The 21,776-nt window shown below is 55.3% G+C and carries 18 protein-coding genes, 5 tRNA genes and 2 pseudogenes; 2 read left to right on the top strand and 23 right to left on the bottom strand.

Translation table 11 applies throughout. The features are described 5' to 3' along the window. Nucleotides 1-59 precede the first annotated feature (59 nt). The 18 genes and pseudogenes from BHV64_RS04370 to BHV64_RS04285 form a co-directional block, all read right to left on the bottom strand. On the bottom strand, nucleotides 60-995 hold the full coding sequence (locus BHV64_RS04370) for a FecR family protein (RefSeq protein ID WP_044054007.1): 936 nt from the start codon (nucleotides 993-995) through the stop codon (nucleotides 60-62). A 99-nt stretch (nucleotides 996-1,094) separates the two neighbouring features. Next, a complete protein-coding gene (locus BHV64_RS04365; RefSeq protein ID WP_288115587.1) occupies nucleotides 1,095-1,673 on the bottom strand; it encodes an RNA polymerase sigma-70 factor in 579 nt (192 codons plus the stop codon). Nucleotides 1,674-1,994: 321 nt separating this feature from the next. Beyond that, the gene (locus BHV64_RS04360) at nucleotides 1,995-2,267 is read right to left on the bottom strand and encodes a hypothetical protein (protein ID WP_044054612.1); all 273 of its coding nucleotides are present in this window, start codon (nucleotides 2,265-2,267) and stop codon (nucleotides 1,995-1,997) included. Nucleotides 2,268-2,776: 509 nt separating this feature from the next. Beyond that, nucleotides 2,777-3,265, bottom strand: a pseudogene (locus BHV64_RS13335) (site-specific integrase); the annotation flags it as partial. Beyond that, nucleotides 3,232-3,543, bottom strand: a complete 312-nt coding sequence (locus BHV64_RS04350; protein WP_288115586.1) for an Arm DNA-binding domain-containing protein — start codon at nucleotides 3,541-3,543, stop codon at nucleotides 3,232-3,234. The pseudogene BHV64_RS13335 and the gene BHV64_RS04350, both read right to left, overlap by 34 nt. A gap of 273 nt (nucleotides 3,544-3,816) precedes the next feature. After that, nucleotides 3,817-8,076: a DNA-directed RNA polymerase subunit beta' gene (gene rpoC, locus BHV64_RS04345; RefSeq protein WP_015548059.1), complete on the bottom strand. Its 4,260-nt coding sequence runs from the start codon at nucleotides 8,074-8,076 to the stop codon at nucleotides 3,817-3,819. A 36-nt stretch (nucleotides 8,077-8,112) separates the two neighbouring features. Next, entirely contained in the window at nucleotides 8,113-11,973 is a 3,861-nt protein-coding gene (gene rpoB, locus BHV64_RS04340) for a DNA-directed RNA polymerase subunit beta (RefSeq protein WP_044054613.1), read from the bottom strand. A gap of 236 nt (nucleotides 11,974-12,209) precedes the next feature. Continuing rightward, nucleotides 12,210-12,587 (bottom strand): 50S ribosomal protein L7/L12, encoded by a 378-nt coding sequence (gene rplL / locus BHV64_RS04335; protein WP_015548061.1) that lies wholly within the window; start codon nucleotides 12,585-12,587, stop codon nucleotides 12,210-12,212. A 43-nt stretch (nucleotides 12,588-12,630) separates the two neighbouring features. Beyond that, nucleotides 12,631-13,155 (bottom strand): 50S ribosomal protein L10, encoded by a 525-nt coding sequence (rplJ, locus tag BHV64_RS04330; protein ID WP_015548062.1) that lies wholly within the window; start codon nucleotides 13,153-13,155, stop codon nucleotides 12,631-12,633. Between the two features lie 17 nt (nucleotides 13,156-13,172). Further along, nucleotides 13,173-13,871: a 50S ribosomal protein L1 gene (gene rplA, locus BHV64_RS04325; protein ID WP_044054614.1), complete on the bottom strand. Its 699-nt coding sequence runs from the start codon at nucleotides 13,869-13,871 to the stop codon at nucleotides 13,173-13,175. 11 nt (nucleotides 13,872-13,882) lie between these two features. Then, nucleotides 13,883-14,319, bottom strand: a pseudogene (rplK, locus tag BHV64_RS04320) (50S ribosomal protein L11). Nucleotides 14,320-14,335: 16 nt separating this feature from the next. Continuing rightward, a complete protein-coding gene (nusG, locus tag BHV64_RS04315; protein ID WP_015548064.1) occupies nucleotides 14,336-14,896 on the bottom strand; it encodes a transcription termination/antitermination protein NusG in 561 nt (186 codons plus the stop codon). 14 nt (nucleotides 14,897-14,910) lie between these two features. Further along, nucleotides 14,911-15,108 carry a preprotein translocase subunit SecE gene (secE, locus tag BHV64_RS04310; RefSeq protein ID WP_015548065.1) on the bottom strand — a complete coding sequence of 66 codons (198 nt, stop codon included), beginning with the start codon at nucleotides 15,106-15,108 and terminating at the stop codon, nucleotides 14,911-14,913. Between the two features lie 18 nt (nucleotides 15,109-15,126). After that, nucleotides 15,127-15,200, bottom strand: a tRNA-Trp gene (locus tag BHV64_RS04305). Nucleotides 15,201-15,331: 131 nt separating this feature from the next. Further along, nucleotides 15,332-16,519 (bottom strand): elongation factor Tu, encoded by a 1,188-nt coding sequence (gene tuf / locus BHV64_RS04300; protein ID WP_015548066.1) that lies wholly within the window; start codon nucleotides 16,517-16,519, stop codon nucleotides 15,332-15,334. Nucleotides 16,520-16,649: 130 nt separating this feature from the next. Then, a tRNA-Gly gene (locus tag BHV64_RS04295) sits at nucleotides 16,650-16,725 on the bottom strand. Between the two features lie 87 nt (nucleotides 16,726-16,812). After that, nucleotides 16,813-16,895: transfer RNA gene (locus BHV64_RS04290), tRNA-Tyr, on the bottom strand. A gap of 282 nt (nucleotides 16,896-17,177) precedes the next feature. Further along, nucleotides 17,178-17,251, bottom strand: a tRNA-Thr gene (locus BHV64_RS04285). A 428-nt stretch (nucleotides 17,252-17,679) separates the two neighbouring features. Between BHV64_RS04285 and BHV64_RS04280 the strand changes: the two genes are divergently transcribed. Further along, nucleotides 17,680-18,201: a GNAT family N-acetyltransferase gene (locus BHV64_RS04280; RefSeq protein ID WP_217727858.1), complete on the top strand. Its 522-nt coding sequence runs from the start codon at nucleotides 17,680-17,682 to the stop codon at nucleotides 18,199-18,201. A gap of 171 nt (nucleotides 18,202-18,372) precedes the next feature. On the opposite strand, the gene BHV64_RS04275 is transcribed toward BHV64_RS04280, so the two are convergent. From BHV64_RS04275 to BHV64_RS04265, 3 genes are all read right to left on the bottom strand, one after another. Then, a complete protein-coding gene (locus tag BHV64_RS04275) occupies nucleotides 18,373-19,287 on the bottom strand; it encodes a helix-turn-helix domain-containing protein (RefSeq protein ID WP_022061388.1) in 915 nt (304 codons plus the stop codon). Between the two features lie 149 nt (nucleotides 19,288-19,436). Continuing rightward, a complete protein-coding gene (locus tag BHV64_RS04270) occupies nucleotides 19,437-20,309 on the bottom strand; it encodes a hypothetical protein (RefSeq protein WP_288115585.1) in 873 nt (290 codons plus the stop codon). A gap of 176 nt (nucleotides 20,310-20,485) precedes the next feature. Beyond that, on the bottom strand, nucleotides 20,486-20,752 hold the full coding sequence (locus BHV64_RS04265) for a type B 50S ribosomal protein L31 (RefSeq protein ID WP_015548070.1): 267 nt from the start codon (nucleotides 20,750-20,752) through the stop codon (nucleotides 20,486-20,488). 169 nt (nucleotides 20,753-20,921) lie between these two features. On the opposite strand from BHV64_RS04265, the gene BHV64_RS04260 reads away from it, so the two are divergent. Then, nucleotides 20,922-20,995, top strand: a tRNA-Ile gene (locus BHV64_RS04260). A gap of 128 nt (nucleotides 20,996-21,123) precedes the next feature. Here the strand turns inward: BHV64_RS04260 and BHV64_RS04255 are convergent. After that, nucleotides 21,124-21,471: a hypothetical protein gene (locus BHV64_RS04255; RefSeq protein ID WP_195580089.1), complete on the bottom strand. Its 348-nt coding sequence runs from the start codon at nucleotides 21,469-21,471 to the stop codon at nucleotides 21,124-21,126. After that, nucleotides 21,468-21,770 carry a hypothetical protein gene (locus tag BHV64_RS04250; RefSeq protein WP_147620922.1) on the bottom strand — a complete coding sequence of 101 codons (303 nt, stop codon included), beginning with the start codon at nucleotides 21,768-21,770 and terminating at the stop codon, nucleotides 21,468-21,470. The genes BHV64_RS04255 and BHV64_RS04250 overlap by 4 nt, the downstream gene beginning before the upstream one ends. Nucleotides 21,771-21,776 lie beyond the last annotated feature (6 nt).

The following is a 21,776-nucleotide window of genomic DNA, read 5'->3' as shown; positions in this document are numbered from 1 at the left end:
CAAAATAGGATGCGGAATTACATCATAGGCAGGTGGGTTTAAGGTTCATAAAAGGTTAGCTAATAAATGGTTATTTCGTTGGTTTCGTGGTTGTACATGTAATTGAATTTGCAATTGCGCTGCAATATGCCGAGAGCATGCTCGATACCGTCGGAAATGCGAAGTTTACCCATTGCCTCCAATGTTGGTATTGGAGCAACATTGAGGTTGATACGCACGCCGTAACAATGCTCCATACGATGTATCACCTCTTTGAAATCAAGCCCACTGATAGAGATCAGCCCTTTGACCCATAGATATTCGTTAGGGTCATCTGCTCTATGAAGGGTCAATTTTCCATTTTCGAATACGGCCTTTTCATCAGGTTTGAGCACAACTTGCTGTCGAGAATCCTCCAATGATGTTAGGCGAACACTGCCACGCAGCAAAGTGGTCGAAAAACCAGAGTGCTGCACATCGGCATTCACGTTGAAGCGAGTTCCGAGCACTTCAACCCGGCACGCAAAAGTTTCTACGACAAACGGCTTGCTGGCATCGTGGCTGACATCGAAAAATGCTTCACCGGCCAACCGAACCCGGCGAGTATCCCCGGCAAAAAGAGACGGATATTCAAGTTCTGCACCCGAATTGAGCCACACTTCAGTGCCATCCTGCAATTTCAGATTGACACGTTGCCCTTCAGGGGCAGAGATACGAGTTGTAAGCGCTTCCCAGGAATGCTCGTGATAGGAAACATATCCCCAACCGATCCCCACTGCCAAAGCAAGCATTGCGGCAATTTGAGCTGCATATCCGATTATTCGCCGCAAGCCAATCGACTGACGGAAAGCAACCTGTTTCTGCGGAGCAAACAACAACAAGGCATTATACATTTGTCGTTCTCGATCAAATGTTCGGCGGTGTTCTTCGTCGGCATCAAGCCAATCCATCAAGCATTGCTGCTCATCAGGAGTAGTTTCTCCTCGAAAAAAACGATATAAGGTTTCTTTTTCCATCTTACATGCAGCCTTTTCAGGCGCTTACATAAATAAAACACTTCTGCGAGACTGTTTCCCGCAAAAAATATAATTTTTTTTTTTGTAAAAAACGAAAAATCAACGAATGAAACGACTTAGAACCAAGGATACAAGTATCACAGGCAGATAATCCTTCAATCTTCTACGCAATTTATCCAATGCACGGGCAAGTTCAGTTTCAACTCGTCGTTCAGAAATGGCATACTCGACAGCAATATCCCGATAAGACTTACCATTAAGGCGTTGATCTATAAAAACATAACGAGTCAATTCCGGTAGTTCTTCCAAACTTTGCCGAACGAGAGCCTCAACCTCTCCAGCAAAAAGATGGACGGGATCACAAAGCTCCAACGACCGGATATTCTCCTGCACAATACGACTTTGAGATTCTCTGATCTCGTTATGACTCCGCAATCGAACTTGTAACGCACGCAGATGATTGAGACATTTATGTCGAATAGTCGCAAGAATATAAGCCGCAGGATTTTCGTCTTTCGATCCAACTCGATCTCTGTGTTCCCACCAATAGACGAATGAATCGGTTACAATATCTTCCGCTACACTGCGATCTTGTATATAACTTATGGCAAACCTTTCGAAACGAACTTTATAGCAATTATAAAGTTCCTCGAAGGAAACATCAGCTTTTCGCATCATATGTTACCCTATTTACTCAGATTCACGCCCAAACTTTATAAAACAAAGATAACATTTTCTGTCTTATTATAAAATATTATCTGCTTTGCACCATTTTTACCAACATATTAAATAGATGCGTTGTTTGAATTAAAAGCAAATTTACACGTATTTTATGGTACACTGACGCAATCATTTCTGTTTGTTAATCGAGGTACAACATCCACTGTCCATATTTGTCGAACAGCTCTAACATCTTCTGCCCAAAGAGTACTTCCGCTTTATCCTTATCCACTTTCTCCTTGTTATAATACAACGCTCCACTGGGCGAGGGGCCCGACCTTATATTCGCAACCATTCCTTAGCCTGTTTTGCGGGGTTGAGAATTTCGATGCTTAGGACTTTCAATTCGCGTGTCTGTTGTTCCAACATGGCAATCTGATGCGGGATCGCAATGTTGGAAAAGTGCGCATTGACGACCTTTACAATCTGGTTATAGTTATTGGCCAGTTTCTGAAATTGAAAATAAAACTCGTTGTGTCGAGCGATGAACTGCACTTTCGAAGGGGCGCGTCTGATGATGATGAACTCCTCGGCGAAGATACATTTTACGATAAATCGGCTTCCATAGCCGGATCAGTTCCGGGGTGTAATATTACAACCGTCCGGCACGAAAAAAACCGCCGAACGGACTGGAGCGGACATAAAACCCGAATGCATCACAAATAAAATCTTTCACTATCAAAAGATGAAACGCGAGATTCAAAACCCTCTTTCCTACATTCCTTTTACAAGTCATTCATGGAATCGATATGGCAGGCAGGAACGCCTCCCATCTCCTCTGCATAAAAGAAGTCGTTCACGAATGAATACAGTCGTGAATCACCAAAATCACAAATTCATGAACACAAGAATTCTTTAATTTATCGCTTATAAAAAACTCTTAATTATGCACTGCCTTATGTCGTCAGAAGAATGGCATCGGAAAATTCCCTTCACAGGTTATTTGCTGGCTATCAGCATAAGTGTTCCGGTCGTGGATTTGGAGAGCGTTCGCAGGGTAGCGTCCGGGGCGCAGAATATCGTCTTTCTCGCCGGCTGGGAATTGCTTGAATATTAGGTTGCTGCGCGACCTTGAAAACACGGTTGAATTTCTCCGCTCAATGCCGTCATATCTTGTCCGATCTTGTCGTTGGTGATTTGGGCGTAAATTTGGGTCGTGGTGATATGTTTATGTCCCAGCATCTTCGATACGGTTTCCAACGGTACGCCCTGCGTGAGCGTGACCGTCGTGGCAAATGTATGCCGGGCCACATGGATCGTCGGATTGAACGGCAACCGGCATGCCTGGTAACATGCCGTAACGACATATTCAACGTATTATAGGTGCCTTTGAGCGGGAAGGCCCTGTCTCCCGAGAGGTGCATGTCCTTATAACAGTCGTAAATCATTTCAGCAACGGGGAGAAGTTTGACACGGAACTGTGTACCCGTCTTCTGACGCTTGTCGATGATCCAACGATCCCCGTTGTCGTCTGTATGAATATCTGTATGGGTCAGTTTCGAAACGTTCGCATAGCTTAAACCTGTAAATGCGCAGAAGACGAAGACATTCGGTTGATGCGTTGGGCTTCGAGGCTTTTGCCGGCTGCTTTATTTGCCTTGGTATCCCAAAAAGAAGAACGAACGGTGAGTTTGCAGCTGAACTGCGACATCGTACCGTTGATCGTAATACGGCCATGACGGGAATCTGGCCCGATTTCTCCGACTGCCTTTTTACGTAGAAAAGGACTTTGAACGTGCTGCGTTGCATAATAACTTGAACTTGTTGGATGGGTTAAACGTTTAGTCAAGTTATTTGGCATGCGAGAATTCGGCACAACAGTAGCCAAAACAAGCGCTTTAATGCGAAATAAAGCATTTCGGGCAGGTAACGGATAAGTAATACAACTCACCGTTAAACCTGCCCGATTCTGCCTTTGAGTGTTTCGGAACCTACGGAAATCAATACATTAAATACCTGTAAACAAAACATTTACACTTTTATGCATTGTACTGCTCCTACAAAAAGCCGCACCCTTTCGGGAGCGGCTTTTTTCGATATGTACACGAAGGGCAACTGCCCGGCGACACGTCGTCGCCATAGCCCCCCCCTTCGTCTTCGGCTACTGCGCCTGCTGGAGCGACTCCAGATCGGCCTTCGAACCGACTACGAGGTCGTCGTAGTCGCGCAGGCCCGTACCGCCGGGGATCAGGTGACCGCAGATCACGTTCTCCTTGAGGTTCTCCAGCGGATCGACCTTGGCCTGGATGGCCGCCTCGTTCAGCACCTTGGTCGTCTCCTGGAACGAAGCCGCCGAGATGAAGCTCGAAGTCTGGAGTGCGGCGCGGGTGATACCCTGCAACACCTGGGTCGAAGTCGCGGGCACGATGTCGCGCACCTGCACCGGCTGCTGGTCGCGGCGCTTGAGGCTCGAATTCTCGTCGCGCAGCTTACGCAGCGAAACGATCTGCCCGGGCTGCAACGATGTCGAATCGCCCGCGTCGGTGACGACCACCTTGTCGTACAACTCGTCGTTCACATCCATGAACTCCCACTTGTCGACAACCTGATCCTCGAAGAAACGGGTGTCTCCCGGGTCCTCGATCTTCACCTTGTTCATCATCTGGCGGACGATGACCTCGAAGTGCTTGTCGTTGATCTTCACACCCTGCATGCGGTACACCTCCTGCACCTCGTTGACGATGTACTCCTGCACCTTCGTCGGGCCGAGGATATTGAGGATGTCGCTCGGGGTGATCGCACCGTCCGACAGCGGGCTGCCGGCCTTCACGTAGTCGTTCTCCTGCACGATGATCTGACGCGACAGGGGAACCAGATAGCGTTTCACGTCGCCCTGCTTCGAGGTGATGATGATCTCGCGGTTACCGCGCTTGATCTTGCCGAACGCCACCTCGCCGTCGATCTCCGATACGATGGCGGGGTTCGACGGGTTGCGGGCCTCGAACAGCTCCGTAACACGCGGCAGACCGCCGGTGATGTCGCCGCCCGACTTGCCGACGGCGCGCGGAATCTTGATCAGGATGTCGCCGGCCTTGATGCGGGCGTTGTCCTTCACGACCACGTGGGCGCCCACGGGCAGGTTGTACTGCTTGACCTCCAGACCTTCGCGGTCGACGATCTTGATGACGGGGTTCTTGGTCTTGTCCTTCGACTCGATCACGACCTTCTCCGAAAGGCCCGTCTGCTCGTCGCGCTCGTCGCGGTAGGTGATACCCTCGATAACGCTCTCGTAGGAGGCCTTACCCTCGTACTCCGAAATGATAACGGCGTTGTAGGGGTCCCACTCGCAGATCAGGTCGCCCTTCTTGACCTCGGAGCCGTCCGCCATGAAGAGCGTCGCGCCGTAGGGCAGGTTGTGCGTATAGAGGACGATGTCGGTCTTGGGGTCGACGATGCGGAACTCCGACTGACGCGAAATAACGATGTCGATCGCCTCGCCGGCTGCATTCTTGCCCTTGACGGTGCGCAGCTCGTCGATCTCCAGACGGCCTTCGTATTTCGAAACGACGTTGGTCTCGACAGCCGTGCCGCCGGCCACACCGCCGACGTGGAACGTACGCAGGGTCAGCTGCGTACCCGGCTCGCCGATGGACTGCGCGGCGATGACGCCGACGACCTCGCCCTTCTGAACCATGCGGGCCGTGGCCAGGTTGCGGCCGTAGCACTTCGCGCAGACGCCGCGGCGCGACTCGCAGGTCAGCACCGAACGGATCTCCACCGACTCCAGCGGCGATTTCTCGATGGCTTCGGCGATCGGCTCGGTGATCTCCTCGCCGGCCTTGCAGATCACCTCGCCGGTCAGCGGGTGAATCACGTCGTTCAGGGCCACACGGCCCAGGATACGGTCGTAGAGGGTCTGCACCACGTCGTCGTTGCGCTTGATGGCCGTAGCCGTCAGGCCGCGCAGCGTGCCGCAATCCTCCTCGTTGATGATCACGTCCTGCGCCACATCCACCAGACGGCGCGTCAGGTAACCTGCGTCGGCCGTCTTCAGGGCGGTGTCGGCAAGACCCTTACGGGCGCCGTGGGTCGAAATGAAGTACTCCAGCACCGAAAGTCCCTCCTTGAAGTTCGAGAGAATCGGGTTCTCGATGACCTGCTGGCCACCCTCGACGCCCGACTTCTGCGGCTTGGCCATCAGACCGCGCATACCGCTCAACTGACGGATCTGCTCCTTCGAACCACGGGCGCCGGAGTCGAGCATCATGTATACCGGGTTGAAACCGTCGTTGTCCTTGATCAGCGTTTCGATCACGGCCTTCGTCAGCTTGGTATTGATATTCGTCCAGACGTCGATGATCTGGTTGTAACGCTCGTTGTTGGTGATAAGACCCATGTTGTAGTCCTCCATGATGGAGTCCGAACGTTCGTAGCCCTCCTGCACGAGCTTCTCCTTCTCTTCGGGGATGATCACGGCATCGAGGTTGAACGACAGACCGCCGCGGAAGGCCATCCGGTAACCCATATTCTTGATGTCGTCGAGGAACGCGGCCACCTTGTCGGCACCGGCCTTCTTCATCACCACGGCGATGATGTCGCGCAGCGAACGCTTCGTCAGAATCTCGTTGATGTAGCCTACCTCCTTGGGAACCACCTGGTTGAAGAGGATGCGGCCGATGGTCGTCTCCTTCAGCACGCGCACCTCGTTACCCTGCTCGTCCAGGTCGTCGACCATGCACTTCACGATGGCGTGCAGGTCGGCCCGGCCCTCGTTGTAGGCGATGATCGCCTCCTCGGCGCCGTAGAATACGCGGCCTTCGCCCTTCACGCCCTTGCGGGGCTTGGTGATGTAGTAGAGACCGAGGACCATGTCCTGCGAAGGGACCGTGATCGGCGCGCCGTTCGCGGGATTGAGGACGTTGTGCGAACCCAGCATCAGCAGCTGGGCCTCCAGGATGGCGGCGTTGCCCAGCGGCAGGTGCACGGCCATCTGGTCGCCGTCGAAGTCGGCGTTGAACGCCGTACATGCCAGCGGGTGCAGCTGCATGGCCTTGCCCTCGATCAGTTTGGGCTGGAACGCCTGGATACCGAGGCGGTGCAGCGTCGGGGCGCGGTTCATCAGCACGGGGTGTCCCTTGATGACATTCTCCAGAATGCCCCAGATCACGGGGTCCTTGCGGTCGATGATCTTCTTGGCCGACTTCACCGTCTTGACGATGCCGCGCTCGATGAGCTTGCGGATCACGAACGGCTTGTAAAGTTCGGCGGCCATGTCCTTCGGAATGCCCATCTCGTGCATCTTCAGCTCGGGACCGACAACGATGACCGAACGGGCCGAGTAGTCGACACGCTTACCCAGCAGGTTCTGGCGGAAGCGGCCCTGCTTGCCCTTGAGCGAATCCGACAGCGACTTGAGCGGACGGTTCGACTCGTTCTTCACGGCGTTGCTCTTGCGCGAGTTGTCGAACAGCGAGTCGACGGCCTCCTGCAACATGCGCTTCTCGTTGCGCAGAATCACCTCCGGGGCCTTGATCTCGATCAGGCGTTTGAGGCGGTTGTTGCGGATGATGACGCGGCGGTAGAGGTCGTTCAGGTCCGACGTGGCGAAACGTCCGCCGTCCAGCGGCACCAGCGGGCGCAGCTCGGGCGGGATCACCGGAATCACGTTCAGCACCATCCACTCGGGCTTGTTCTTGCCCTCCGAGGCGCGGAACGACTCGATGACGTTCAGACACTTCAGCGCCTCCGACTTACGCTGCTGCGAGGTCTCGGTCGAGGCCTTGTGGCGCAGGGCGTAGGACATCGAATCGAGGTCCACCTGCTTCAGCAGCGTGTAGACGGCCTCGGCGCCCATCATGGCGACGAACTTGTTGGGGTCCGAATCGTCGAGCGACTGGTTGCCCTTCGGCAGCGCGGCCACCACGTCGAGGTACTCCTTCTCCGAAAGCGTGGCCAGACGCTCGATGCCCTGCTCCGAGGCGGCGCCGGCGTTGATCACGACGTAACGTTCGTAGTAGATGATCGCCTCGAGTTTCTTCGACGGAATGCCCAGCAGGTAGCCGATCTTCGAAGGCAGCGAGCGGAAATACCAGATGTGCACCACCGGAACCACCAGCGAGATGTGTCCCATGCGCTCGCGGCGCACCTTCTTCTCGGTCACCTCCACGCCGCAGCGGTCGCAGACGATGCCTTTGTAGCGGATGCGCTTGTACTTACCGCAGTGGCACTCGTAATCCTTCACCGGGCCGAAAATCCGTTCGCAGAACAGACCGTCGCGCTCGGGCTTGTAGGTACGGTAGTTAATGGTCTCGGGCTTCAGCACCTCGCCGCTCGACTGGGCCAGAATCTCCTCGGGGGAGGCCAGGCCGATCGAAATCCGGCTGTAACCATTATTCGGTTTATTGTCTTTGGTAATTGACATATTTGTTCTCGTTTTTCTTTTCCTCTAAAATACACCTTACTCGAGTTTCACCGACAGAGCCAGACCGCGAAGCTCGTGCAGCAGCACGTTCATCGCCTCGGGAATACCCGGTTTGGGCAGATTCTCGCCCTTGACGATGGCCTCGTACGCCTTGGCGCGGCCCATCACGTCGTCGGACTTGATCGTCAGAATCTCCTGCAGGATGTTGGCGGCGCCGAAGCCTTCGAGCGCCCAGACCTCCATCTCACCGAAACGCTGACCGCCGAACTGCGCCTTACCGCCGAGCGGCTGCTGCGTGATGAGCGAGTAGGGACCGATCGAACGCGCGTGCATCTTGTCGTCGATCATGTGGCCCAGCTTGAGCATGTAGATCACGCCCACCGTAGCCGGCTGGTCGAACATCTCGCCCGTGCCGCCGTCGTAGAGGTACGTACGGCCGCTGTGCGGGATACCCGCCTGCGCGGTGTATTCGTTGATCTGGTCGAGCGAAGCGCCGTCGAAAATCGGCGTGGCGAACTTCAAGCCCAGCTCGCGGCCGGCCCATCCGAGCACGGTCTCGTAAATCTGGCCGAGGTTCATTCGCGAAGGCACGCCCAGCGGGTTCAGGCAGATGTCGACGATCGTTCCGTCCTCGAGGAACGGCATGTCCTCGTCGCGCACGATACGGGCCACGATACCCTTGTTACCGTGGCGTCCGGCCATCTTGTCGCCCACCTTCAGCTTACGCTTCTTGGCGATGTAGACCTTGGCCATCTGGATGACGCCCGTCTGCGGAAGCTCGTCGCCGTTGGTGATGTTGTACTTCTCGCGCTTGATGGCGGCGTCGGCCTTCTTCCACTCGATGGTGTAATTGTTGATGGTGGCCTCGATGAGCGCATCGGTGTGGGCGTCGCCCGTCCAGTTGCACGACCCGAGGTTCAGATACCCCATCACCACGCCGGTCTTCTCGTCCGTCGACTTGCGGGCGATCTCCTCCAGCATCTTCTGCGAGAATTTCGTCCCCGCGGGATAGAGTTCCACCCCGAAGTAGTCCGTAACGCCCGTGGAGGTCTTGCCCTGAAGCAGCGTCCACAGTTTGCCGACCAGACGCTTCGTAAGTTCCGCGATTTCGGCTGCGAACTTCTCGTCGAGCTTGTCCAGCTGGGCCTTCTCGGCGCTCTTGCTCTTTTTACCCTCCTTGTTGGCGCGGCTGTAAAGACGGGTGTCGATCACCACGCCGTGCAGCGACGGCTGGGCCTTCAAAGAGGCGTCCTTCACGTCGCCGGCCTTGTCGCCGAAGATCGCGCGGAGCAGCTTCTCCTCGGGCGACGGATCGCTCTCGCCCTTCGGGGTGATCTTGCCGATCAGGATGTCGCCCGGGTGGATGTTGGCGCCGACACGGACGATACCGTTGGCGTCGAGGTCCTTCGTGGCGTCCTCCGAGACGTTGGGAATGTCCGACGTAAGCTCCTCGACACCGCGCTTGGTGTCGCGGACCTCCATGATATATTCGTCGACGTGCACCGAGGTGAAGATGTCCTCACGCTGGATACGCTCCGAGATCACGATGGCGTCCTCGAAGTTGTAACCCTTCCAGGGCATGAACGCCACCTTGAGGTTGCGGCCCAGGGCCAGCTCGCCGTGCTGCGTCGAGTAGCCTTCGGTCAGAATCTGCCCCTTCGTCACCTTGTCGCCCGTCAGCACGATGGGCTTCAGCGTCACCGAGGTATTCTGGTTGGTGCGACGGTAGCGCGGCAGCGTGTAGGTCGTCACCTCCGGAGCGAACGACGCGAGGATCTCGTCCTCCGTACGCTCGTATTTGATCTGAATCTTCGTCGCATCGGCGAAAACCACCTCGCCGTCGCCCTCGGCAACGATCTGGATGCGGCTGTCGGAGATCATGTCCTTCTCGATACCCGTGCCGACGATCGGGGCTTCCGAAGTCACCAGGGGCACGGCCTGGCGCATCATGTTCGAACCCATCAGCGCACGGTTGGCGTCGTCGTGCTCCAGGAACGGGATAAGGCTCGCGGCGATCGAGGCGATCTGGTTCGGAGCCACGTCCATCAGGTCCACTTCGCTGGCCGTGACCACGGGGAAATCGGCGCCTTCACGCGCCTTGATGCGATCCGGCTCCAGGAAATTGCCCTCCCCGTCGATCGGGGTGTTCGCCTGTGCGGCGACCAGGTCTTCCTCCTCCTCGGCCGAATAGTAGTGGATGTGCGAATTGTCCATATCGACCTTGCCGTTCTCCACGCGGCGGTAAGGCGTCTCGATGAAGCCCATCGGGGAGATCTTCGCATAGACGCACAGCGACGAGATCAGACCGATGTTCGGGCCTTCCGGCGACTCGATCGGGCAAAGGCGTCCGTAGTGCGTGTAGTGCACGTCTCGCACCTCGAAACCGGCGCGGTCACGCGACAGACCGCCGGGACCGAGGGCCGACAGACGGCGTTTGTGCGTGATTTCGGCCAGCGGGTTGATCTGGTCCATGAACTGCGAGAGCTGCGAGGTTCCGAAGAAGGAGTTGATCACCGACGAAAGGGTCTTGGCGTTGATCAGGTCCACCGGCGTGAACACCTCGTTGTCACGCACGTTCATGCGCTCGCGGATCGTACGCGCCATGCGCACGAAACCGACCGAGAACTGATTCGACAGCTGCTCGCCCACCGTGCGGACGCGGCGGTTCGACAGGTGGTCGATGTCGTCGACGTCGGCCTTCGAGTTGATCAGCTGGATCAGGTATTTGATGATGGCGATGATGTCCTCGCGCGTCAGCGTGCGGATGGCCGGATCGGTGTCCAGATCCAGCTTCTTGTTGATGCGGTAACGGCCCACATCGCCCAGGTCATAGCGTTTGTCCGAGAAGAACAGCTTCTCGATGACGTCGCGCGCCGTAGCCTCATCGGGCGGCTCCGAAGCGCGCAGCTGCCTGTAAATATAAACCACGGCCTCCTTCTCGGAGTTGCACGGGTCTTTTTGCAGCGTATTGTAGATGATCGAGAAGTCGATGCCCGAGAGGTTCTCCTTGTGCAGCAGAATCGTCTTGGCGCCGCTTTCGAGGATTTGGTCCACATGCTCCTCCTCGAGAACCGTCTCGCGGTCCACGATCACGTTGTTTCGTTCGATGGAAACCACCTCGCCCGTGTCCTCGTCCACGAAGTCCTCGACCCACGTCGAGAGCACCCTCGCGGCCAGCTTGCGGCCCACGGCCTTCTTGAGGTTGGCCTTGTTGACCTTCACCTCGTCCGCCAGGTCGAAGATTTCCAGGATCTGCTGGTCGGCCTCGTAGCCGATGGCGCGCAGCAGCGTCGTGACGGGCAGTTTCTTCTTACGGTCGATGTACGCATACATCACGTTGTTGATGTCCGTAGCGAACTCGATCCACGAACCCTTGAAAGGAATGATTCGCGCCGAGTAGAGCTTGGTGCCGTTCGTGTGCATGCTCTGTCCGAAGAACACGCCGGGCGAACGGTGCAGCTGGGATACGATGACACGCTCCGCACCGTTGATGACGAACGTACCGCGTTCGGTCATATAGGGGATCGTACCGAAGTACACGTCCTGAACGACAACACCGAAATCTTCGTGTTCGTCGTCCGTGCAGTAGAGCTTCAGCTTGGCTTTCAGCGGAACGCTGTACGTCAAACCGCGCTCCAGGCACTCCTCGATCGAGTAACGGGGCGGGTCGATATAGTAGTCGATAAACTCCAGAACGAAATTGTTCCGGGTATCCGTGATGGGGAAATTTTCCTGGAAGACCTTGTAGAGGCCCTCGTTCTTACGGTTTTCGGCCGTGGTGTCCATCTGGAAAAAGTCCCGGAATGATTTAAGCTGTACCTCCAGCAAATCCGGGTACGGAACCCGGTTTTTTACTGTCGAAAAGCTAATTCTTTGTTGTGTTTTTGCTGCGGACATCGTAAAATCCAAATTAGTTGAAGTGTAATGGGTTACGCTCCCCAAAATGTGCGGGTCATTATCCCGGCAATGCTCCCGTATGAAGGCCTTGCAGGCCCCGGGAGCATCCTATATTCCAAAAACCGGACACAGCTCCTGATCGGCACTTCCGGTCTTTAGACCAAGAAAAGGCATAGAGCTTACACACCGGTAAGCCCTATACCTGTTCGTCTTCTATTGACGCTTAAGCAGCAATGCTACTTGAGCTCAACTTCAGCACCTGCTTCCTCGAGCTGGCCTTTGATCTGCTCAGCCTCCTCCTTGGAAACACCCTCCTTAACGGCCTTGGGAGCACCGTCAACAAGTGCCTTAGCATCGCCCAGCGAAAGACCTGCGATGTCCTTCACTACCTTGATAACCTGGAGCTTGGCCTGACCTGCAGCCTTCAGGATAACGTCGAACGACGTCTTCTCGGCGGCAGCAGCCTCGCCTGCGCCTGCAGCGGGAGCTGCAACGGCAACAGCGGCAGCAGCCGGCTCAATGCCATACTCCTCCTTGAGGATCTGTGCGAGTTCGTTTACCTCGGTAACCTTCAGGTTTACCAGTTCTTCAGCAAGTTTCTTTACGTCTGCCATAGTTGTAAGCTTATTAATTTGTTTTTGATTCTTGTTTGTGAAATTAGTTGTTTCTCGATTCGAGCGTCTTCACGAGGCCCGCAATCTTTTGGCCTGCATTAGCCTGCAATGCAGAGATAACATTCTTGGCCGGGGACTGGAGCAGTGCGACGATGTCGGCGATAAGCTCTTCCTTCGACTTGATGTTACACAGAGCGTCCAGCTGATCGTCACCCACGTAAACGCATCCTTCGGCGAAAGCCGCCTTCAGGACGGGCTTCTCCGACTTCTTGCGGAACTCCTTGATCAAAACAGCGGGAGCTTTCGCAACGTTGGTGAACATAATCGAGGTAGGACCCTCCAATACTTTTACCAGATCAGCATCGGCCTTCTCCACCTTCTCAAGGGCTTTGCCCAAGAGGGTGTTCTTAACGACCACCAGCTTCACGTCGCTCTCGAAGCACTTGCGGCGCAGGGCAGCGGTCTGCTCTGCGTTCAGCGACTCGATGTCGGCGATATAGAAGTGAGGATAAGCCTGGAGCTGCTCGGCAAGGCTGTCAATTACAACCAGTTTTTCTTCCTTAGTCATCTCTTCTCTCCTCCTTCTTATTTGGTTTCTACTGATTTGGAATCAATCTGCACGCCGGGGCTCATGGTGGTCGAGAGATAAATACTCTTCACGTAAGAACCTTTGGCAGCAGCCGGTTTCAGCTTGAGAATCATATTCAGCACCTCTTTCGCGTTGTCCACGATCTGATCTGCCGAGAACGAAACCTTGCCTACCGTCGTGTGGATGATACCGAATTTGTCGACCTTGAAGTCGATCTTACCGGCTTTCACCTCCTGGACGGCCTTGCCGACTTCCATCGTAACCGTACCGGTCTTGGGGTTCGGCATCAGTCCGCGGGGACCCAGAATACGGCCCAGCGCACCGACTTTACCCATCACATTGGGAGTACAGATGATCACGTCAACGTCGGTCCAGCCGGCCTTGATCTTGTCAACATACTCGTCCAGACCTACATAGTCCGCGCCTGCAGCCTGTGCCTCGGCCTCCTTCTCGGGAGTACACAGCACCAGCACGCGCACCGTCTTACCGGTTCCGTGGGGAAGCGTCACCACGCCGCGGACCATCTGGTTCGCCTTGCGGGGATCGACTCCCAGACGCACGTCGATATCCACCGAAGCGTCGAATTTCGTGAACGTAATTTCCTTCAGAAGAGCGGCAGCCTCCGAGAGCTTGTAAGCCTTACCGGCTTCCACCTTAGCGTAGGCGATCTTTTGATTTTTTGTCAACTTACTCATCTTCTTCGCAATTACATATTAGGAAATTCTCCGACGACACTGATACCCATACTGCGGGCAGTACCGGCAACCATGCGCATAGCGGATTCCAGCGTGAAGCAGTTCATATCGGGCATTTTGTCCTGCGCGATTTCGCGGATCTGATCCCACGTCACCTGACCGACCTTGTCGCGGTTGGGCTGCGCGGAACCTTTCTGCACTTTAGCTGCTTCCTTGAGCTGGATAGCTACGGGCGGCTGTTTTACAACAAAGTCGAACGACTTATCGCTGTAAACCGTGATGATGACCGGAAGAACCTTTCCCGCCTTGTCCTGCGTACGAGCATTGAATTGCTTGCAGAAGTCCATGATATTGACTCCCTTAGAACCCAATGCGGGACCAACGGCGAAGGATTGGCGGCACCACCTTTGATCTGCAATTTAATAAATGCAGCAACCTCTTTTGCCATAGTTTTCCTTGGTTAATTATTCTTTTTCTACTTGGGTGAAACTCAACTCCATAGGAGTTTTGCGCCCGAATATCTTCACCGATACCGTGAGTTTCTTGCGCTCGTTGTCGACTGCCTCGATAGTACCTTGGAAGCTCGAGAAAGGACCGTCCGTAACCTTGACGGTCTCGCCGACAAAGAAGGGTATTTCGTTCTCCTCCTCCTGTGCGTTCAGTTCGTCGACGCGGCCGAGAATACGCGCTACCTCCTGCGGACGCAGAGGCGTGGCGTTCATCTTGCGGCTGTCCTCTTTGGTGTCGCCGAGGAAACCCAGCACGTTGGGGGTATTGCGAATTATAATCGGAATCTGCCCTACGAACGCAGCCTCCACCAGCACGTAGCCCGGATAAGAGACCTTCTCCTTGGAGACCTTCTTTCCGTTGCGGATGGTATAGACTTTTTCGGTAGGGATCAGCACCTGGGAAATGTAGTCCTCAAGGTGGTTGTGGCGGATTTCAGCCTCGATATACTCTTTGACCTTCCCCTCCTTGCCACCGATTGCGCGGACGACATACCACTGTTTCTTAATCTCGCTCATCGTTCAGCAAACAATTAACGGCCAAGACCGCCCAGGGTCTTGTAAATGCCTGCCATCACGTTCTCGAACGTCACGTCCATCGCCAGAACGACCACGGCAAAGATGACCGAAGCCACCATCACGACGATCGTAGAACTCTGGAGCTGCGGAAACGTAGGCCACGTTACCTTGTTTACAAGCTCGTTGTAAGATTCTTTAACGTATTTGAACATATCTTCGTCTTTTACTCTTGGCAGGAGCAGAGAGATTCGAACTCCCATCAACGGTTTTGGAGACCGCTATTCTACCCTTGAACTATGCTCCTAGGTGACAGAAAGAGTACAGTAACCCGTACTGCTTTCTGTCTATTATTTCGTCGCCCGAAAACCGCAGGCGACAGTAGTCGGCGTCGCTCGGCCATTCGCAAGCAACCTTCCGATGGCTCTCGCGCCTGAACTACTTCACGATCTTCAGGATCTGACCTGCACCTACCGTACGGCCACCCTCGCGGATTGCGAAACGCAGACCTTCGTTGATAGCTACGGGGTAGATCAGCTTCACGGTGATGGTCACGTGGTCGCCCGGCATAACCATGTCGACGCCTGCGGGCAGGTGAACCTCACCCGTTACGTCCATCGTACGCAGGTAGAACTGGGGACGATAGTTGTTGTGGAACGGCGTGTGACGGCCACCCTCCTCTTTCTTCAAGATGTAGACCTCGGCCTCGAACTCGGTGTGCGGAGTGATCGAACCCGGCTTGGCGACTACCATACCGCGCTTAACCTCCTTCTTGTCGATACCGCGGAGCAGCAGACCTACGTTGTCGCCGGCCTCGCCCTCGTCGAGCAGCTTGCGGAACATCTCGACGCCCGTGCAGGTCGACGTGAGGGTCTTCTCCTCAAGACCTACGATCTCGACGGGATCGCCTACGTGGATGACACCGGTTTCGATACGGCCCGTTACGACGGTACCGCGGCCGGTGATCGAGAACACGTCCTCGACAGGCATCAGGAACGGCTTCTCGTTCTCACGCGGAGGAACGGGGATATATTCGTCAACGGCAGCCATCAGCTCCATGATCTTCTCCTCCCACTTCGGCTCGCCGTTCAGGCCGCCGAGTGCGGAACCGCGGATGATGGGAGCGTTGTCGCCATCGTACTCATACTTGGAAAGCAGGTCGCGAACCTCCATCTCGACCAGGTCGAGCATTTCGGGATCGTCCACCATGTCGCACTTGTTCAGGAAAACGACGATGCGCGGTACGTTCACCTGACGGGCGAGCAGCACGTGCTCGTTGGTCTGGGGCATCGGACCGTCCGTAGCGGCAACGACCAGAATGGCGCCGTCCATCTGAGCGGCACCGGTAACCATGTTCTTCACATAGTCGGCGTGGCCCGGGCAGTCTACGTGAGCGTAGTGGCGGTTGGCCGTCTGGTACTCAACGTGCGAGGTGTTGATCGTGATACCACGCTCTTTCTCCTCGGGAGCGTTGTCGATCGAGTCGAACGAACGGAGTTCCGACAGACCGTTCTTTGCCAAAACAGTCGTGATAGCAGCGGTAAGGGTGGTCTTACCGTGGTCAACGTGACCGATGGTACCGATGTTTACGTGCGGTTTCGACCGGTCGAATTTTTCTTTTGCCATAGTATTAAGTATTTAAAGTATTGTTAAAAATTGTCCCAAAGTTTTAAAATTCATTTCGCAGAACAAGCGAGCGACACAAACTCCCCATCATCGCTGAACGGAGGCGTTCGTATCACACGCTGCTGCGCATTGGAGCGGAAGACGAGGCTCAAACTCGCGACCCTCAGCTTGGAAGGCTGATGCTCTATCAACTGAGCTACTTCCGCAAAAACAGACCGTATCAGAGTTATCCCCTCCCTCACACCGTCTCTCGACGGCGCCGGGCCTGCAACTCCAACCGGCACTCTTTTTTGTGGGAAGTGATGGATTCGAACCACCGAAGGCGTACGCCAGCAGATTTACAGTCTGCCCCATTTGGCCACTCTGGTAACTTCCCTTGTTTTGCTCCTCTCCCGTGAGGAATTCGCTTCGCTCGTCTTTCCCGGAGGAATTGGCTCGTTTCACTCGGCTGCGCCTCGTTCCACTTCGCCGATCCCGCTTTGGGGAGGCTTTCGTTCTACCGGCGCCCGGTCGCTGCTTCCGTTACAAAAGTTTCTTCGAAACCTCACATCTGAAAAACCTTGTCTGCGTCAGGCAAGCCTGTGCCGCCAATCTTTTTCATCTGTGCCGCTAACGCGGTTTTGTAACTTCATTTCGCTTCCCTCGCGTCGGCTTTCCGAGCCGATGGAGGGATTCGAACCCCCGACCAGCTGATTACAAATCAGCTGCTCTGGCCAACTGAGCTACATCGGCAGTATTCACCGTTTTGGATTGCAAAAGTAGGCATAAAAAATTTATCGCGCAAATTATTCGGAATAAATTTTCTACTTTTTCACTCTTCTCAAAGAACCGCGCCCGATCGTCCTGACTTCAGGGGCGAAATCGGGTGCAAAGATAGGAAAAGTTTTGGATAACGCAACAGCTACCGCAAAAAATATTACCTCCCCGGGCCAACTATGTCACCCCGCCACCCGGACGGCGTCCCGGCAGCTCCCGGGCGGCAGGATCCCGGGCCTTCGACACCTATTTTTATATGCAAACCCGAATGCGCGCTTTTTCCCGATCTTCGGCGCCAAGGGCCTGCCGCCTTTATCGTTCGGCGCGTTTTGCCGAATCGAGCGCCATCCGGCTTTGAAACCGTCCCGCTTTTTCGTATCTTTACCGCTACGAATTCACGCACTATGGAAACCATCCCCCTCTTCGGCCCTTACGCGCTCCGGCGGCTCCGCACGGAGGACGCGCCGGACATCTTCGCCTCGATCGACACCCAACGCCGCCACCTGGGCCGCTGGCTCCCGTTCGTGGCCGACACGCACCGGATCGAGCAGACCCGGCAGGTGGTGGCCGGAATGCTCGCCGACACGGCCAATCCGGTCTTCACGCTCCGCAGCGGCAACGCCTTTGCGGGACTGATCGGCTTCAAATCGGCCGACGCCGCCAGGCGCAGCGTCGAGATCGGCTACTGGCTGCGCGAGGAACAGCAGGGCAAGGGGATCATGGCGGCCGCCGTGCGGACGCTCTGCGACCTTGCGTTCGGGGAGATGGGCATGCGGCGTGTCGAGATCCGCTGCGGCACGGGCAACCTCCCGAGCAACCGCATTCCGCAGCGTCTCGGCTTCCTCCGCAGCCATGTCGAGGCACAGGGCGAACAGCTCTCCGACGGAGAGTGGATCGACCTGAACGTCTACGTGCTGGAACGCTGAAAACCAGATGGCATCCGCCCCGGCGTCACCCGCAAATCCGATCCGGCCCGATGCCCTACGCCGCGACCGGCCCGATGACGCCGTGCGCGGTTCATCCGGCGTCGCATCGAAAAAAGGAGACCTGCGGGGAGGTCTCCTTTTCATCCTTTTTATCCGTGGCGGCCGGCGGCCCTATTTCTTCTTGATCGAGTTGATCAGCTGCGCGGGCGTCGCCTGAAGGTAATTCTTGCAGAAACGGCTGAACTGCGTGTAGTGACGGAACCCGTACTTGTTCATCAGCGCCTTGGTGCTGTCCTCGCCGTCGCGGATGTCGGTGAAGACCTTCAGCGCCTTCTGGCGCATCATCCAGTGGTAAACGCTGTCGTTGAAATGCTCGGCGAAGCGGCGTTTGAAGACCGAGAGGCTCATGCCCGCCAGCGAAGCCAGCTCGGCGACGCCCTGTGCCTTGTCGTAATTGTTGCAGACGAAGACGCGGAAATTGTCCTGCGGCTGAATCATCGACTGGAAGAAGTAGGCATGTTCGGTCGGCGTGTAGAGCACCTTGATCATCATAAAAAGCTCGGTGGCCTTCATCCGGTGGTAGCGGACGCAGTTGAACATCTGGCGGATCGTAAAGAATGTGCTCAAAAGGCGTTCTATCGCCGGATGCATCGAAAGCATGGGGACCGATTCGGTCGGAACGACCGAGTCGTAGGGCATCACCTTGTCGAAAATGTCCTGCTCGCAGAATTCGATCCGGTGGATGAGCGACAGCACGACCACATGCGTCTCGTCGTCCTGAGCCGTCACCACGAAGCGTTCGCTGCGGGCGAGACACACGCACTGTTTCGACGTAACCAGACGCACCGTGTCGTTTCCGTGTTCCAGCCTCAACGATCCCGACATCACGAAAAGGATGCGCACCATGCGGTCTGCGGGGAACGTCACCCCTTCTCCGGCTGCAAACGTAAGCTGTGAAAACCGACAATAGGTCGAATCGCCGATGCGGCGGAACGGCGCCGGGAACGTAGGACAACTACTACAATCCGCAGAACAACTCTCCTTCAATGCCGACTCCTCAAACTGCGGTTGGGGTTGATAATCCATAAACTTATTTGATCTGTGTAACGTGATTTTACGAACAAATATACAAAAAAATCAGGAAAAGCAAACAAATCAGCTCCCATGATGTCAAAAAAAGTCCCCGCCGCGACCGGCGGGGACCCTGAAAAGCGTTGTAACGGCGGACGAACCGCCTATTTGTAACTAATGATCAGAATTTTCGAAGACTCCCAGAACCGCACGGGATCGGTGATGATCAGTTTCTCGACGACCTTGTTCGCGTCGGTCACCAGTTCGTACGACCCCTCGGGATGCGAAGTGACGAGCGTCGCCTTCTTCTGTCCGACGGGGACCTCCGACAGCAGGCGCGAATCGGCCATCGTGAAGCTGTCGAAATTACTGTTCCGTCCGACGGTCAGCGTCCGTCCGATGAATCCCTGCTTGTTGATGATCTGCGCGTCGCGCAACTCCTTCTCGGCCCCCACGATGTAATAGACCGTGTTGAGCTGGTTCTGCAACTCGACCTTCTCGCCGCTCAGGTTCTCGACCTCGGCGCTGCGGACAGCCACCTCCTCGGTCAGGCTCTTCACCTCGTCGCCCATCCGGACGAGGCTCTCGCGCAGCTGCTCCACCTCGGCCTTCTTCTCCGCCAGCTGCCTGTTCATGTCGGCGATCATCTTCTCCAGACCGTCGATACGCAGATTGGCCTTGCGCAGCTGGGCCGCCGAACGTTGCAGCGACTCGATCTTCGCGCGGTTCTCCCGCAGCAGCCGGTCGATGGCCTTGATGTCGTTGTCGATCTCCTCGACGGGACGGCGGCCTCCCTCCGACTCCCCGGCCACGGTGATCAGGTTCTCGCGCGACTTGATCAGCGCGAGGTTCTCCGAGATGGCGTTGATGTCCGCGAACACGGCATTGATCAGCGAGTCCTTCGCGCTGACGACCAACTCCAGCGAATCGCTCCGGCTCTCGACCTCGACGGCAACCTGCCTGCTCACGCAGGAGGCAAGGAGTGCAACGACGCCCAGCGCCGCGGCGGTTGCTATATGCTTCATCTTGTTTTTCATGGCTCCGACTCTTTAAGGGTTTACGGTCTTGTTTGCCTTCAGGCGCAAATATATGCATAAAAATAAAATCTTGTACGGATTTTTTCACAAAGACCGGAAATTCCCTGCGGGGAATGAAAAACAACGGGCCGCAACCCTCGGTTGCAGCCCGTTATTTCGTAAATGCGCAAGCAGTTTTACTTCGCATTCTTCTTATCGTAGCGTTTTGCGTAACGGCTCATAAACTTATCGACGCGACCAGCGGTGTCAACCAACTTCATCTTACCCGTGTAGAACGGGTGCGAGGTGTTGGAAATTTCCATCTTATACACGGGATAGGTTTCGCCGTTCACTTCGATGGTCTCTTTTGTCGAAACGGCGGACCGACACAAAAACACGACGTCGTTGGACATGTCCTTGAACGCCACCAAACGATAATTCTCCGGATGAATACCCTTTTTCATTTCGTTGTTTTTGTTTTTAATTAATGCTTAAGCGCGACAAAGGTACGAATTAATTCGCAACAAACAAGCCCGCGTGCAAATTTTTTCGCACCCGAAGCACCTCGGGGTTGCGCAATCTGAATACTTTTTCTATCTTTGCGCCACGAAAGCGCCCCCGGGGCGCAGGACCGGGCCCATAGCTCAGTTGGTCAGAGCAGCGGACTCATAATCCGAAGGTCGTGGGATCATGCCCCTCTGGGCCCACTTGAAAATCAGCCATTTACACACAGGTAGATGGCTGATTTGTTTTTCATTTACACACAATTTATACACAACTTTGCCGATTTTTAATGCTGTTAAACCTCGATTGACCCCATCCGAAAGGTTTGGCTTTACGCGTTTACGCGCGCACAGACGGCGAAAAACTCCCGGCAACCTCGCACGCGCGTATAGACGCGCAAAAATTCGCCTTGCTGAGTTAATACATAGGCAAACTGCGGCCCGGCTTTGTATTCAACGGACGGGAATTTCCGCCGGTTGTTCACGCACGCACGTAAGGATGTCGGAAAATTCCTCGTAGCGGGATAATACGGCGCAATGTCGATAATACCGTTGTGCCTCCAAAAGGCCAGCAGGGCCAGCAACAGCAAACCCAGCCGCCCGGATTGACGGCTGGGGCAAATAATCGTTCCCGAATGAAGTTGAGAGGTCTCGCAATCGAAGGTTATTTTGTGCTTCAAGATTCCCGGCATAGGCGCTGATACAAACAATCCGCAGCCATTATTACCCGCACAATCCTGCGCAACGCCCATATCGCAACATCGGGGCGGATGTCGGGGCACGCTGCGTTTTGTTTCAACTCTTTCAAATCGTCGAGGGTCTCGGCGACGGATATTTCGTGCAGCACGTTTGTGTATTGCTCTACCCACTGCATAAGCCCGTCAATTATTTCGGCGGGGGATATATCGTCGTTTGTTTGCTTCATCGTGTATTTGAAGCTGGCGATTTCGTTTGCAATTGTCTGTCTGTTGTAGTCCATAGCGTT

Source organism: Alistipes sp. 56_sp_Nov_56_25, assembly GCF_001915285.1.
Taxonomy (GTDB): domain Bacteria; phylum Bacteroidota; class Bacteroidia; order Bacteroidales; family Rikenellaceae; genus Alistipes; species Alistipes shahii.
This window is presented reverse-complemented; position numbering and strand designations above follow the sequence as displayed.

Coding starts and splice junctions, on each gene's coding strand:
- rpoC (WP_015548059.1), bottom strand. CDS start 8,076: ATGTCAATTACCAAAGACAATAAACCGAATAATGGTTACAGCCGGATT.
- BHV64_RS04270 (WP_288115585.1), bottom strand. CDS start 20,309: ATGAAAAACAAGATGAAGCATATAGCAACCGCCGCGGCGCTGGGCGTC.
- BHV64_RS04250 (WP_147620922.1), bottom strand. CDS start 21,770: ATGGACTACAACAGACAGACAATTGCAAACGAAATCGCCAGCTTCAAA.
- BHV64_RS04265 (WP_015548070.1), bottom strand. CDS start 20,752: ATGAAAAAGGGTATTCATCCGGAGAATTATCGTTTGGTGGCGTTCAAG.
- BHV64_RS04275 (WP_022061388.1), bottom strand. CDS start 19,287: ATGGATTATCAACCCCAACCGCAGTTTGAGGAGTCGGCATTGAAGGAG.
- tuf (WP_015548066.1), bottom strand. CDS start 16,519: ATGGCAAAAGAAAAATTCGACCGGTCGAAACCGCACGTAAACATCGGT.
- BHV64_RS04370 (WP_044054007.1), bottom strand. CDS start 995: ATGGAAAAAGAAACCTTATATCGTTTTTTTCGAGGAGAAACTACTCCT.
- BHV64_RS04280 (WP_217727858.1), top strand. CDS start 17,680: ATGGAAACCATCCCCCTCTTCGGCCCTTACGCGCTCCGGCGGCTCCGC.
- secE (WP_015548065.1), bottom strand. CDS start 15,108: ATGTTCAAATACGTTAAAGAATCTTACAACGAGCTTGTAAACAAGGTA.
- rplL (WP_015548061.1), bottom strand. CDS start 12,587: ATGGCAGACGTAAAGAAACTTGCTGAAGAACTGGTAAACCTGAAGGTT.
- rpoB (WP_044054613.1), bottom strand. CDS start 11,973: ATGTCCGCAGCAAAAACACAACAAAGAATTAGCTTTTCGACAGTAAAA.
- nusG (WP_015548064.1), bottom strand. CDS start 14,896: ATGAGCGAGATTAAGAAACAGTGGTATGTCGTCCGCGCAATCGGTGGC.
- rplJ (WP_015548062.1), bottom strand. CDS start 13,155: ATGACTAAGGAAGAAAAACTGGTTGTAATTGACAGCCTTGCCGAGCAG.
- rplA (WP_044054614.1), bottom strand. CDS start 13,871: ATGAGTAAGTTGACAAAAAATCAAAAGATCGCCTACGCTAAGGTGGAA.
- BHV64_RS04365 (WP_288115587.1), bottom strand. CDS start 1,673: ATGATGCGAAAAGCTGATGTTTCCTTCGAGGAACTTTATAATTGCTAT.